Consider the following 14,463-nt stretch of genomic DNA (forward strand, 5'->3'; position numbering starts at 1 on the left):
GGGGTGGGGGGTGACATGGGAAGCGGGGACAAAGCGGTTGGCTTTGGGGGCGTGTCGTATTTTTTGGAGTGGTTTGGAGGGGGGCATATCCGTTGCTGCGGTCACTTTTGAAAAGCGCAAAAGTAAGCAAAACGCTCTTGCAGGTATTGAGGAGCGGGTAAACCGGCAGGACGCCGGTTTAGCCGCGCCGGGCCATGGATGGCCCGTCGCGGCGGCCCGCGGAGCAATGCCGGAGCTGAGGGCACACCGAGCCTAGGCGAGGTGCCGACAGGCGGGGCAGAGCGTTTTGGTTACTTTTGCGCTTTTCAAAAGTGACCCGCTGTAAGAGCGGAACCATAAGTAGCCGTTACCTAAACAACGGATATGTACCCAACACCACCCCTCAAATCCTCCGCCTGCGACCAAGCTCCGGAATCCCCACCGCAGGCGCCACCTCCACCCGCTCCACCCTCCTCCCAACTACCCCCGCCAACCCCACCACCGTCGGCTGACTGAACAACGAGCGAGCATCCACCTCCAACCCCGCCTTACGCATCCGCGCCACCACCCCCACAGCCAACAACGAATGCCCCCCCAACTCAAAAAAGTGATCCTGGCGCCCTACCCGGTCCAGCTTCAAAACCTCCGCCCAAACCCCCGCAATCACAGTCTCCACCTCCCCCCGAGGCGGTTCATAGGCACGACTCAAAACCGCCTCAACCCCAGGGTCCGGCAGCCCCTTGCGATCCAGCTTCCCCGCCGGGTTAAGCGGCCACACCTCCACCCGCACAAACGCCGAAGGCACCATGTACTCAGGCAACCCCTCCACCATGTAACGACGCAACGCCTCAAGCCCCGGCACCGCATCACGAACGGTGAAATACGCCACCAACCGCTCATCCCGAATCAACACCGCCACCTCCCGCAACGCAGGATGCGCCGCCAACCGCGCCTCAACCTCCCCCAGCTCCAGCCGCACCCCGCGCAGCTTCACCTGAAAGTCATTACGCCCCAAAAACTCCAGATTCCCATCCGGCAAATACCGCACCAGATCCCCGGTTCGATACAACCGATCCCCCCCCACAAACGGGCTTTCGATAAACCGCTCGGCAGTCATCTGCGCCAACCCCAAATACCCCCGGGCCACGCCTACCCCGCCGATGTGCAACTGCCCACTGCACCCCAGCGGCACCGGGCGGTCATGCTCGTCCAGCACATACAACCGGGTATTGCTGATCGCCCGCCCAATCGGCAACTGCAACCCAGGCACCGACGCACCCGGCTCCAGGGTCCAGGCGCTGCTGTCCACCGTCGCCTCGGTCGGCCCGTAAACGTTGTGCAAACGCACCCCGGGCAACCGCGCCTGAACCCCACGAGCCAAGGCCTCGGTCAACTCGCCGCCGCCGCATAGGACGTCGGTAAGGCTGGTGCAGTGAGCGGACTCTTCCAGCTCCAGAAACTGCTGCAACATCGCCGGCACAAACTTGATCACGCTGATCTGTTGCTCACGAATCACCTGCGCCAGGTACGCCGGTTCACGGTGGCCATCGGGCCGTGCCAGGACCAGGCGCATGCCGTTGGTCAGCGGCCAGAACAGCTCCCACACCGAACCGTCAAAACTGAACGGCGCCCGCTGTAACAACGCGCCACCCTCGGCATTCGGGCACAGTTGCGAGCCCCAGTGCATCAAGTTACCCAGGCCGCGATGCTCGATCATCACGCCCTTGGGCGTGCCGGTGGAGCCGGAGGTGTACATCACGTACGCCAGGTTGCCGACGCTCAACCCCGGCACCAGCGGATTGCCTTCGGGCGCGTGCTGCCAGGCACCGTGGTCGAGGTCGATCACCGGTATCGACACTTCCCCCGGCAAATCGCGGGTCGCGCCGTGTACCAGCAACGCCACCGGCGCGCTGTCTTGCAGCATGTAGGCGAGACGCTCGCGGGGGTAGCCCGGGTCCAGCGGCACATAGGCGCCGCCTGCCTTGAGGATCGCCAGCAAGCCCACCACCAGGTCCAGCCCGCGCTCGACACACAGCGCCACCCGCGAATCCGGCTGCACCCCGCGCTCGCGCAGGTGATAGGCCAGGCGGTTGGCGCGTTCGTTGAGTTGGCGATAAGTCAGCTGTTGCTCACCGGCCTGCACCGCCACCGCGTGGGGTGTTTGCCGGGCATGGGCTTCGAACAGGGCGTGAACGGTCAGGTCCACGGGGTAGTCGGTTTCGCTGGCGTTGAAGTCCACCAGTTGCTGTTGCAGTTCCGTCGCGGGCAACACCTCCACGTCGAATAGCAGCGCTTCTGGGGTCTCCATCAATCCCGCGAGCACCGTGCCGAGGTAGTCCAGCAGGCGCTGGGCACCGACCTTGCGGGGCGCCTTGGCCTTGAGCCGGAAACCGATGGGCAGGTCGTCCACCGTGAGCATCAGCGGGTAGCTGAGGATGTCTTCGCTGCTGAGCAATTCGATGCCGGGCTGCAGCGCCTGGAGTTCCTCGGCCGAGACATGTCGGTAATTCAGCAGGCTATTGAACAACGGCGTGACGCCGCTGCAACGCTGGGCCAACGCCAGCGAGGCTTGCTCATGGGCGAGCAAGGCGCTGAGTTGCTGCTGCGTCTGCTTGATCGCCTCACGCACCGTCAACCCGGCCAGGCGTACCCGCAGCGGCAAGGTGTTGATGAACATGCCCAAGGCACGGTCGGCGCCCTCACCTGCTTGCAAACGTCCCAGCAGCACCGTGCCGAAGACCACATCGTCACGGCCCGAGACGCGCCCCAGCACCTGGGCCCACGCCAAGTGAAACAGGCTCGCCGCACTGACACCCAAGGTGCGCGCCTGCTCCCGCAGCCGCTGGCCGAGTGCGTCGGGGAGCAGCACATCGGCCTCCTCGGTCGCGTGGCGATCCGCCTGGCGCTCCTGTAACCCGAAGGCCAGGGTCGGCTCATCGACATCCGCCAGCCGCTCGCGAAAGAACGCTTCGTGCGCGGCCTGGCGTGCCGGCGAACGGGTCTGGGCGACCACATTGCGATAGGGCACCGGCTCCGGCAGTTGCTGTCGCTGGCCGAGCAGATGTGCCTGGATTTCCGCCATCAGTACCTGAGTCGATGTGGCGTCGTTCACCAGATGATGGAAACGCAACATGCCCACCCAGCGGCGGTTCTGCGGATCTTCGGCATAATCCAGCGCCATCAGCGGCGCCTTGCGCAAGTCCAGTGGGCGCTGGCGTTCGCGCAGCTGTTTGAGGATTGAACCTCCCTGAAGGGCCACCGGTTCCACATCCAAAAGCGCCTTGCGCCACACCACTTGCATCGGTTGCTCGATGGCATCCCACGCCAGGCTGGTGCGCAGGATGTCATGGCGGTCGATCACCTGTTGCAGTGCCTGGGCGAAGGCATCCAGCTGTTCACGGCAAGCAAAGCTGAACATCGCGTGTTGCTGGTACGGATCGCGCTCGTCAGTGATGTGGTGATAGAGCAGGCCTTCCTGCAACGGCGCCAGCGGATAGATCTCCTGCACATTGGCGGCGCCGCCGGGGATGGCGGCGACGATGCGCTCGATCGTCGGTGGGTCCAGCTCGGCCAGTACCAGCAGGTCCGGGGTAATCAATGTGCAACCTGCAGGAACGCGGTTGGCCGGCACATCAAGCTCCGTACCTTTGCCGACCGCTGCCGCCAGCGCGGCCAATGTCGGTTGGCCGAACAGCACCTGCACATCCGCCTGCAACCCGACCTGGCGCATGCGCTGCACCAGCTGCACCGCCAATAACGAATGGCCACCCAACTCAAAGAAGTGATCATGCCGCCCCACCTGCTCGACATGCAGCACCTCGGCCCAGATCTGCGCCAGAGTAATTTCCGTGGCGCCTTGGGGAGCTTCGTAGATTCGGCTGATAAACGCATCGGCACCGGGTGCCGGCAAGGCCTTGCGGTCGAGTTTGCCGTTGGCGGTCAGGGGCAACGCGTCCAGTTTTACGTAGGCCTGCGGCACCATGTAATCCGGCAAGCGTGATCTGAGATGGGTACGAAGCAGGTCAATCGTCACCGGCGCGTGCTCGGTGAACCAGGCCAATAGCTGCCCCTCACGCACCAGGACCACAGCTTCAGTGACCCCCTCATATCCCGCCAGGGCGGATTCGATTTCACCCGGTTCGATACGCACGCCACGGATTTTTACCTGGTCGTCGTTGCGCCCCAGGTATTCGAGATTGCCGTCCGGCAGCCAGCGCGCCAGGTCGCCGGTGCGGTACATGCGGCCCGGGTTGAAGGGATCATCGAGGAAGCGCTCGGCGGTCATTTCCGGACGGTTCAAATAGCCGCGCGCCACACCTTTACCGCCGACGTACAACTCGCCCGCGATCCCGATGGGCACCGGCCGCTGCTGCTCATCCAGCAGGTAGACCGTGGCGTTCGCGACGGGCTTGCCGATGTGCAGCGGCTGCCCGACCTCAACCAGGCCAGAGGTGGCAACTACGGTCGCTTCGGTAGGCCCATAGTTGTTGATCACCGCGAAACTGCGTGCCTTGTTGAACTGGCGCAGGCGGTCGCCACCGATCAGCAACGTGCGCAAGGTCGGATGCTCGATGTTCTGGCTGAAGGCGTACTCGGCCACCGGCGTGGGCAGGAAGCACACGTCCAGCGGCTGAGCGCGCCACCAGTCCAGCAGCGCGTCGATGTCTTCCGCGCCGTCGTGGGCCGGCGGCAGGTGCAAGGTCGCGCCCACGCACAGTGCCGGCCAGACTTCCCAGGCCATGGCGTCAAACCCGAAACCGGCAACGCTGGCGGTATGGCTGCCCGCGTGCAAGTCGAAGGCCTGGCAATGCCAGTCCACCAGATTGGCCACGGTGTGGTGTTCCACCATCACGCCCTTGGGCAGGCCGGTGGAGCCCGAGGTGTAGATCACATAAGCGAGGTTGGCGGGCGTCATCACCACGTGTGGGTTGCTCGCCAACTGCGCCGTGGCTTGATCCAGATTGATCACCGGCACCGTCAGTTCCGGCAAGCGCTCAAGCAAATCCGTCTGCGTCAACACCGCCACCGGCGCGCTGTCATCGAGCAGGTAGTTCAGGCGTTCGGCAGGATGGGCCGGGTCCACCGGCACATAGCAGCCACCGGACTTGAGAATGCCCAGCAACCCCACCAGCGTTGCCAGGCCACGCCGGGCGACGATGGCCACTCGGTCGTCAGGCTTTACCCCAAGCTCCAACAGTTGATGAGCCAAGGCATTGGCCCGTTGATTCAACTCGGCGTAGGTCAGTCGCTGGCCCTGGTACACCGCGGCTACCGCATGCGGGGTCAGCGCGGCCTGGGTTTCGATACGCCCGTGCAGGGTTTGTGCAGCCGGGTACGCTTGGGCCGTGGCGTTCCAACGTTGCAACTGCGCGGTTTCCTCAGGCGTGATCAATGAAAAATCAGCCAGGGGCAGCGCTGTATTTTCCAGGCCCTGTTCCAGCAGATACACCAGACGTTCCGCCAGGGCCTGCACCTCGTGTTCCTGGAAATACGCCTCGTTGTAGACGCAGTGCAGGCACGCCGTGCCGTGGTAGCGATTGCTGCGCAGGTGAATCGCAAGCGGCAATGGCTCATGGTGATTGGAGACTTTGATCGCCCGCGCGGATGCCTGGCCGTAGCGAAATTCATGGTCGTCCTGTTCATAGGACACCGACAGGTCGAACAGCTGGCCACGGTCGGTGCGCAGCAGACCCAGCTCGCGGTTCATCTCGCTCAGGGGGAAGCGCTGATGCCGGAAATCCTGCTTGAGCTGGTCGCGTACGCCACGCACTAACGCGCTGAACGGCAGGTCGTCACTGAACTGCAAGCGCACGGCACTGACCTGAGTGAACAGTCCCAGGGTCGAACGAAAGCGCGCATTGGAACGGTTGAGAATCGGCAGCCCCACCACCCATTCCTGGCGCTGGCCGGTGCGGCTGAAGTACAGGTACATCGCGGCCAATAGCACATGGAACGCGGATGCCTCGTAGTGGTTCGCCACCCGCGCCATACGGTTGAGCAGCGCCGCCGGAAAGGGTGCCACGTAGGTGTTGCTCGGTGCCTGGCCCTTGGCATGGTAACGGGGCGTCAGCAGCGGCTCGGGCAGCGCCTGGTATTTGTCCAGCCAGTAACTGCGGTCGCGGGCGTAACGGGCCGACTCGCGATAGCGTTCATCGCTGTCGATAAAGTCTACATAGGACGGTGCCGACAGGTCTGGTTGCCGTCCCTGCTCCAGGGCGCTGTAGATACCGGCCAGCGATTGCAGCATCTGGCCGAAGCCCCAGCCGTCGAGAATCAGGTGATGGGCCTGGGTGCCGAGGCGGTAATGCTGCTCGTCGAGCTTGACCAGGAAGAAGCGGAACAACGGCTCGTCGACCAGCCCATAGGCCCGGGCCATTTGCGCCTGCAGCAAGGCCTCGGCCGCCGCCTCGGGGTCCGGCTGCCGCGAGACGTCATGCCGGGGCACCGATACCACCATCGACTCGGCAAACGCCTGCCGGGGCAAGCCATCGTCCGCCACCTGCAACACCGTACGCAACGCGTCGTGCTTGGCCACCAGTTGCTCAATGGCGCGCTGGATCAATGCGGGGTTCACCGGGCCTGTGAGGTCGACATACCCGCCGATGTTGTACAGCGGCGAATCGCCGAGGCGCAGTTGGTCCAGCCAGATATCCCGCTGGGCGGCGGTCAGAGGGAAATACGTCATAAGATCCTTCTCATGTGAGGTGTCGATAAGGCGCACAACGCCCCATTGAGGCGAAATCAACGGAATTTAAGCATCGCCCCCAAGGGCCGTATGTCACCCGAAACCCGGACAGCCAGATACCGTGCCGGGGTTGGCTGATGGTTCAGTGCTGAATCGATTAAATGGGTGTAGGAAATTGGCTATCCCTGGCCGCTGCCTTGCAGACGAGACTTTTCCTAAAGACAAACAAAACTGTTCTATATCAACTAGTTAACAAACTCTAAAACACCCTCCCCGTGTAGCCCCGCGTTATTTGCCCGTCAGAAATGACGAAATAATGGCGCGTTTTTTATGGCAGCTTGTGTCCCTCGTTTCCGCTACATACGTAGGACAAATCCCCGTGGCTAAATAAAGCCTCGAGCACCGACCCAGGTTCAAGGAGAACGGGAGGCCTGCAGACGAACGGGGGCAACCGTCGACGGTTTTCGACATCAAGGATGAGATGGCTATGAGTCTGACCAGCAGTATTCGGAATATGGAAAGTCCGCATTTTTATTTCGAGTTGGGGGAATTGATTTCAAGCACTGGCACTGAACACTTCGCAGCGAACATGCTGCAACTGGTCAACAAGCTGGTACCGGTTCACCTGGTGGACCTCAGTGAATGGACCCTCGACGAGCACCAGGCCTGCGTGCTCGACATCACGTTACTCGGCAGCGATGGGTTGAAACAGGACTTGCCGCCACCGCGCACCCTGCATCACCGCGACGATCATCCGCTGCTGAAGAAAATGCTCGGCATGAACGACCCGCTGTTGATCCAGATGAATGCCAAGGCCAACAGCACTCACATCCGCGGCACCTCTCATCAGTGCAACCTGGTCTCGCGCCAGGCCAATCGGCGTTGCGTGATTTCGTTCTATCGGCCCCATACCCAACGCGCCTTTTCCCTGGCGGAGTTGTCGTTTCTCAAGAGCCTTTCGGAAACCTTGCTGCCCTTGATCGAGCGCCACGCGCAGATCAATCGACAGGCGCCGCGGGTGGCTCCCGAGCCCTCTAAAACCCTGTTGGAGCAGTCGCAATTGCAGCGCGAATTCTACAAACGCCTGTCACTCAGTGACATCACCTTATCGGCGCGGGAGCAAGAGGTGTGCCTGGGACTGTTGACCGGCGGAACCGTGCCGCAGATGGCCGAGAAACTCAGCGTGAAAAACAGCTCCATCGAAACCTACCTCAAGCGCGCGGCGGCCAAATTGGGCGTGAGTGGCCGCCATGGCCTGGCCAAATGGATGGTTGGCGCGTGATGAAAAAACTGATGCTCGGCGTGGCGTGTGTGCTTGGCGGGTGTTCGCTGATCCCGGACTATCAGCGGCCCGAGGCACCAACGCCGACGCAGTACCCGGTGTACAACGCGGACAAGATAGGCCCCTCGGCCGCCGGGCCTGACTGGCAACAGTTGTTCCGTGACCCGGTGATGCGGCAGTTGATTGGCCAGGCACTGGTGAATAACCGTGACCTGCGGGTGGCGGCGCTGAATGTCGAAGCGTTCCAGGCGCAATACCGCATCCAGCGTGCGGACCTGTTCCCGGCGGTGTCTGCCACGGGCGCCGAAAACCGGCAGAAAGTCCCACGGCGTGCCACGGGCACCGGCAAATCGACGATCACCTCCACCTACTCTGCAACGCTGGGCGTGAGTGCCTATGAGCTGGATTTTTTCGGCCGGGTGCGCAGCCTCAGTGAGCAGTCGATGCTGCAATACCTCGCCACTGAAGAAGCCAGGCGCAGTGCGCAACTGAGCCTGGTGGCCAACGTGGCCAACGCCTACCTGACCTGGCGCGCCGACCAGGAACTGCTGGCCCTGGCCCAGCAGACGCTGGCTTCGGACGAGCACAGTCTGCGCCTGACGTCGCGCAGCAAAACGGCAGGCAAAGCGACGTCGATCGATGTGATCCAGGCCCAGACCAGCGTCGAGAGCACGCGAGCAAGCATTGCCCGCTACCAGCGCCAGGTGGCCCAGGACCTCAACAGCCTGGCGTTGCTGGTGGGCGGGCCGGTGCCGGATTCTTTGCCGGCACAGCCGCTGTCCGCCGACCTGGTGGCGCGCGTGCCGGCCGGGTTGCCGTCGGACCTGCTGCAACGGCGGCCGGATATTGTTCAGGCCGAATATCAGTTGCAGGCGGCCAACGCCAATATTGGCGCGGCGCGGGCGGCGTTTTTTCCTTCGGTTACGCTGACGGCCAACGCGGGGACCTCCAGCAAGGATTTGTCGGGATTGTTCCAGGGGGGGTCGGGGAGTTGGGCGTTTCAGCCGCAGATCAATCTGCCGATCTTTAATGCGGGGAGTCTGAGGGCGAGTCTGGATTACGCGAAAATCCAGAAGAACATCTTTGTCGCGCAGTATGAGAAGTCGATTCAGACGGCGTTTCAGGAGGTCTCGAACGGGTTGGCGGCGCGCCAGACGTATAACGAGCAACTGGCGGCGCAGCGGGATTTTGTTCGGGCTAACCAGAAGTATTACGACCTGGCTCAACACCGCTATCGCAGTGGGGTGGACAGTAATCTGGTGTTTCTGGATGCGCAGCGGTCGTTGTTCAGTTCGCAGCAGGCGTTGATTGTGGATCGGTTGGCGCAGTTGGTGGCGGAGGTGAATTTGTATACGGCGTTGGGTGGGGGGTGGGATTTGGGTTCCGCTGGGGTTGGGGGTGGGGGTGGGGGCATATCCGTTTCTTCGGTAACGGCCACTTATGGTTCCGCTCTTACAGCGGGTCACTTTTGGCAAACGCCCCAAAAGTAACCAAAAGGTCTTTGCCCCACCACTCGGTGCCTCGCCTTGGCTCGGCATGCCCGCACTCCGGCTCGGTTCCGCGGGCCGCCGCGACGGGCCATCCATGGCCCGGCGCGGCTAAATCGGCTTCCCTGCCGATTTACCCGCTCCACCGTGCCTACTTGCGGCCATCGTGGTTGACGGGGCCCGCAGATCAAAATCAAAAGCAGATCAAGGGCACAGCGGCCTACCGGCCGGCTTGAGTGTTAGAAGCAGAGGCAAGATCCAGAGCGAAAGCAGGGCTGCTTTTCTGTGGGAGCGGGCTTGCTCGCGAAAAACCTGAGAACGCCGCGTTGAATCAGGATACCCGCGTCATCGTTAACCACCTTCGCGAGCAAGCCCGCTCCCACATTTGGACCGTGCCCGCTTTAGCTTCTGATCTTGCTGTTGCTTCACCACACTCAAGCCGGCCTGTAGGCCGCTGTGCCCTTGATCTGCTTTTGATCTTGATCTTAGGCGCCCCGTTAAACCACGCTGGCCGAACGCAGGCTTTGGAGCGTGGGTAACCCGGCAGGACGCCGGGTTAGCCGCGATGGGCCAAGGATGGCCCATCGCGGCGGCCCACGCTCCAAAGCCGGAGTGAGGGCACACCGAGCCTAGGCGAGGTGCCGAGTGGTGGGGCAAGAGCGTTTTGCTTACTTTTGCGCTTTTCAAAAGTGAGCCGCTGTAAGAGCGGAACCATACGCGGCCCTGACCCAAATAACGGATATGCCCCCAACATCAGCAAACCCCTAAGGCTTCACCCGCGCCACCCGCCACACCTTGTTCCCCACATCATCCGCCACCAGCAAAGCACCCTGCCCGTCCAGCGTCACACCTACCGGCCGACCCTGAGCCTCTCCATCACCATTCAAAAAACCGGTCAGAAAGTCAACAGGCTGACCCGAAGGCTTACCATCCCGGAACGGCACAAACACCACCTTGTACCCCGCCTGCGGATTACGGTTCCAAGACCCATGCTCCCCCACAAACACCCCATCAGCGAACCCCGCCGGCATCCCCCGCGCATCCGAAAAGGTCAACCCCAACGGCGCCACGTGAGTCCCAAGGGCGTAGTCCGGCGCGATAGCCTGGGCAACCTTGTCCGGACGCGGCGGCTGAACCCGCGTATCAACATGGGCCCCGTAATAACTCCAAGGCCAACCGTAAAAAGCGCCCTCCCGCACCGAAGTCAGATAATCCGGCACCAGATCGCTGCCGATCTCATCGCGCTCATTCACCACCGTCCACAATTGCGAGGAACCAGGCTTCCACGCCAGCCCATTGGGATTGCGCAACCCACTGGCGAACAGACGCTTCTGACCACTGGCAAGATCCAACTCCCAGATCGCCGCACGCCCGTCCTCGGCCGCAAGCCCGTTCTCACCCACATTACTGTTGGAGCCCACGGTCACATAAAGCTTGGTGCCCTCAGGATTGGCCAGAACGTTTTTGGTCCAGTGATGATTGATCCCGGCCGGCAGATCGGTGACCTTCACCGGCGTGGCATCGATGTGAGTCTGGCCCGGGACATAAGGCACCTTGACCACCGCATCGGCATTGCCGATATACAACGCATCACCCACCAACGCCATGCCAAACGGCGACGTCAGCCCACTCAGAAACACGCTCTTCACCTCGGCATGCCCATCACCATCGGCATCCCGCAGCAGCGTGATTCGGTCTGCACTCGGCGTGTCGGCACCCACCCGCCCCATCACAAACCCCATCGCCGTACGACGCGCCCAAGCGAGCAGGCCGGTGCCGCCATCCGTGGCGCCTTCAGGCATGGGCGGATGGTTACTCTCGGCGACCAATACGTCGCCATTGGGCAAGGTGTACACCCAGCGTGGATGGTCCAGGTTCTCGGCCAATGCCGTCACCGCAAACCCTTCCGGCGCCGTCGGTTGGGCATCGCCTGGCCAACCAACTGCCTTGGACACCTTGAGTGTCGGGATCAGCGATTCGGTGGCTTCGGGCAGTTGCGGGCTTGGCCCTACCCCGGCCTGAAACGGCAGTTTGGAGGATTCGCCACAGGCGCTCAGGGCAGCAGTGGCAGTGATCAGCAGCGCAAGGCGGCTTGGTGCATTCATTGGAAAACCTCGGGACAGCCCATCATTGGGCAGGCAAAATCCCGACGGAGTATTGCGTCATTCCCCGGCACCAAACACCGCCTCCCGCGCAATTGAGTTTTAACTCAGTCGCACGAGTGGCTCGCCAGCACCTCTCAGGTTCTCCAAGGTCCCAATGACAGGCTGTAGGGCGAAAACGCTTCGAACTGCCAACGCAGCGCCAGCGCCGCCTCCCGCCGAACCACATGCTCCACGGTCACCCGCCATAACCGCTCGGCGCCCTGGAACGCCGTCACCTCGGGCCCTTCAAGAATCACCTCGGCACGCCCGGCAACCTGCAACACATCACCCGTGGCAAAATCCACAAACAACAACCCGGCAACCGGGTTGAGCTGCAAATTGCCCAAGGTGTTGAAAAACGAGTTGCCGGTAAAATCGGGAATCGTCAGCACGTCCCCGTCCACTCGCACAAACCCACGGTCGCCACCCCGGTGCGAAACGTCCACCGAACGCTTGGCCGCATCCCCATCCAGGTCCACATAACTGGCGACGAAGAACGTATCCGCGCTACGAATCAGCGCTCGGGCAGACTCATCGAGCGAGTTGGCCCTCTGCACCGCACCTTCAGCAGAACGCTGCCCCCGAACACCCGGGTCCACTGCACGCAACTGGATGTACTTCGGACAATTGCCAAAGGTGTGCACCACGTCCACCGCAAAACCATCAGCGCCAGCCGTCCCCACAACCCCATTCATACGGTTGCGCCGCCGCGTATTCAGATCAATGCCCAACAGCCCCACCGCCGCACCTTTCTTCAGCCCCGCCCCGGCGGGATCAGCCACCGCAGGCAGGCTGTCGATACGCAAGCTGTAGGGGTCGGGCGAATACACAAACCCCGGCGCCCCCTCCAGCAGCGTGGCCCACGCAAGCCCCTGATCATCCACGGCGCCCACCACCAGATAGGGCAACAACTCATAAAACGCCCGATGCTGCTCCGGCAAGTGATCCCGTATGACCTTCGCGCCGATCACCTCCATGCGCTCGGCCACGCCGGCACTTTGCTGCAATTGCCGCTCGCCGGCATGCCATGGCGAGACGGGGGACGCGTCCTGGTAATTCATGATCAAGCCCTCGGTGGATGAAACGCCGGATGTTCACGCAAAGCCGCCACACTGAAATCAACAAAACTGCGCACTCGCATCGAAGCGTTGCGCCCTTCGCGGTAGACCACATGCACCGGCAGCGGCGGCGGTTCATGGGCCTGCAATACCCGACGCAGTTCGCCGCTCGCCAGGTGATCGTGGACCGGATAACTCAAGCACCGGATCAACCCTGCGCCCTGCACCGCCGCATTGATCGCGCCCTGCACGGTGGTGCAACCGAGACGCGCGCGGGCCTTGATGCTGGAGGCCTGGAAATCCCATTGCACCCAGTCCGAATAAGCTTGGCTGGCGACCAGTCGATGCTGTTTGAGCGCTTCGGGTTGCAGCGGTTCGCCATGGGCACGCAGATAGCCAGGGCTGGCGCAGACGATGTTGCGTACATGACCCACGGGCCGCGCAATCAGGGATGAACCGGGCAACTCTCCCACCAGGATTGCCACGTCCAGACCGTCTTCATTCAGGTTCGGATAGTGATCGTAGTAGTGGGCAAACACCCGGACCCCGGGATAGAGATCCAGGTAGTCGGCCAATAGCGGGGCCATCACATAACGGCTGAACAAGAACGGAAAAAACACCCGCAGATTGCCCTCGGCCTGCGCATGCGCGCCCTTGGCAGACGCTTCGGCGGCGCTCACGCCGTCTAGGATGCGTGAACAGTCCGCCATGAACGTCGCGCCGGCTTCGGTGAGGCGAATGCCCCGGGTGCTGCGCTGAACCAATGGCACCCGCAAGCGCGCCTCCAGCCGGTCAATCGCACGAATCACTGTAGGCCCAGAGACGCCCAGGCAGCGGGCAGCCGCAGCAAGGCTCGGCTGCAGGGACAACGCCTGGAAAATCTGCATGTCGCGATAGCGGTCCATCAGGCAGGCTGCTTTATCACGGGGTTGAGCGCGGCGTCCTGCCCGAGCCGACTGACCAGAAAGTCCACGAAGGTATTGATTTTCGCCGGCACCCGGGCGCTGTTCTGGAACACCACCTGGATCGGCAACGCCGGCGGCTCGAAGTCTTGCAGGATGATTTCCAGTGCGCCTGCACGCACATCGCTGGCCACCTGATAAGACAGCACCCGCGTGACGCCCCAGCCCAGGCGCGCCAGGTTGATTGCCGCGTTGTTGGCGGTGACCACCAGGCGTGGCTCAACGGCCACGCTCAATGGCTGGCTGCCCTCCCTGAACTGCCATTCGCTGACCAACTGGCTGGAAGACGAGGTGACAATCTTCGCCTCCCGCAGTTGCCCGGGATGCAGTGGCCGACCGTGCCGCTCAAGGTAAGCCGGCGCGGCGCATACAACGCGGCGCACTTCGCCGACCTTGATCGCCTGCTGGCCGTTTTCCTGCAAATGCCCGATGCGCACGGCCACGTCGACACCTTCGTCGGTCATATTGACCACACGGTCCACCAGCAAGGCGTTGATGCTGACCTGGGCAAACTGGTCCAGGTACTCCCCCAGGATCGGTGCGACGAACAACTCACCAAACAACACGGGTGCGGTGACCGTCAGGTGCCCCCACGGGATCGAGAAGCTGCCGGCCGCCGCCTCTTCGGCCTCGGTCAGTTCGGCGAGGATGCGCCGGCAATCGTCAAGGTAACGCTGGCCTGCCTCGCTCAGGTGCAGGCTGCGGGTAGTGCGCGAGAGCAACTGCGTGCCGATACGCGCTTCCATCGCGGCAACCGCGCGGGTCACGCTGGGGGGCGAGATTTTCAGGCGCCGGGCCGCCGCGGCAAAACCCTGCTCTTCGGCAACTGCGAGGAAAATCTGCATTTCCTGGAAACGGTCCATGAG

The 14,463-nt window shown here is 62.6% G+C and carries 7 protein-coding genes; 2 read left to right on the forward strand and 5 right to left on the reverse strand.

The features are described from left to right. Positions 1 to 382 precede the first annotated feature (382 nt). Positions 383 to 6,664, reverse strand: coding sequence for a non-ribosomal peptide synthetase (locus HBJ59_RS19380; protein WP_167664468.1), 6,282 nt, complete (start codon positions 6,662 to 6,664; stop codon positions 383 to 385). Between the two features lie 487 nt (positions 6,665 to 7,151). Here HBJ59_RS19380 and HBJ59_RS19385 point away from each other — a divergent pair, with 487 nt between their 5' ends. After that, positions 7,152 to 7,946: a helix-turn-helix transcriptional regulator gene (locus tag HBJ59_RS19385; protein WP_076016691.1), complete on the forward strand. Its 795-nt coding sequence runs from the start codon at positions 7,152 to 7,154 to the stop codon at positions 7,944 to 7,946. After that, on the forward strand, positions 7,946 to 9,436 hold the full coding sequence (locus tag HBJ59_RS19390) for an efflux transporter outer membrane subunit (RefSeq protein WP_256670862.1): 1,491 nt from the start codon (positions 7,946 to 7,948) through the stop codon (positions 9,434 to 9,436). Before HBJ59_RS19385 ends, HBJ59_RS19390 begins: the two co-directional genes overlap by 1 nt. Positions 9,437 to 10,197: 761 nt before the next feature. On the opposite strand, the gene HBJ59_RS19395 is transcribed toward HBJ59_RS19390, so the two are convergent. The 4 genes from HBJ59_RS19395 to HBJ59_RS19410 form a co-directional block, all read right to left on the reverse strand. Then, positions 10,198 to 11,538, reverse strand: coding sequence for a sorbosone dehydrogenase family protein (locus HBJ59_RS19395; protein WP_167664469.1), 1,341 nt, complete (start codon positions 11,536 to 11,538; stop codon positions 10,198 to 10,200). Between the two features lie 134 nt (positions 11,539 to 11,672). Then, a complete protein-coding gene (locus HBJ59_RS19400) occupies positions 11,673 to 12,638 on the reverse strand; it encodes a pyridoxamine 5'-phosphate oxidase family protein (RefSeq protein WP_167664470.1) in 966 nt (321 codons plus the stop codon). A gap of 2 nt (positions 12,639 to 12,640) precedes the next feature. Then, complete coding sequence (locus HBJ59_RS19405; RefSeq protein WP_167664471.1) at positions 12,641 to 13,540, reverse strand: LysR family transcriptional regulator; 900 nt, start codon at positions 13,538 to 13,540, stop codon at positions 12,641 to 12,643. Further along, positions 13,540 to 14,460 carry a LysR family transcriptional regulator gene (locus HBJ59_RS19410; protein WP_167664472.1) on the reverse strand — a complete coding sequence of 307 codons (921 nt, stop codon included), beginning with the start codon at positions 14,458 to 14,460 and terminating at the stop codon, positions 13,540 to 13,542. The genes HBJ59_RS19405 and HBJ59_RS19410 overlap by 1 nt, the downstream gene beginning before the upstream one ends. Between the last annotated feature and the right edge of the window lie 3 nt (positions 14,461 to 14,463).

This window comes from Pseudomonas sp. AN3A02 (genome assembly GCF_011765255.1).
Taxonomy (GTDB): Bacteria; Pseudomonadota; Gammaproteobacteria; order Pseudomonadales; family Pseudomonadaceae; genus Aquipseudomonas.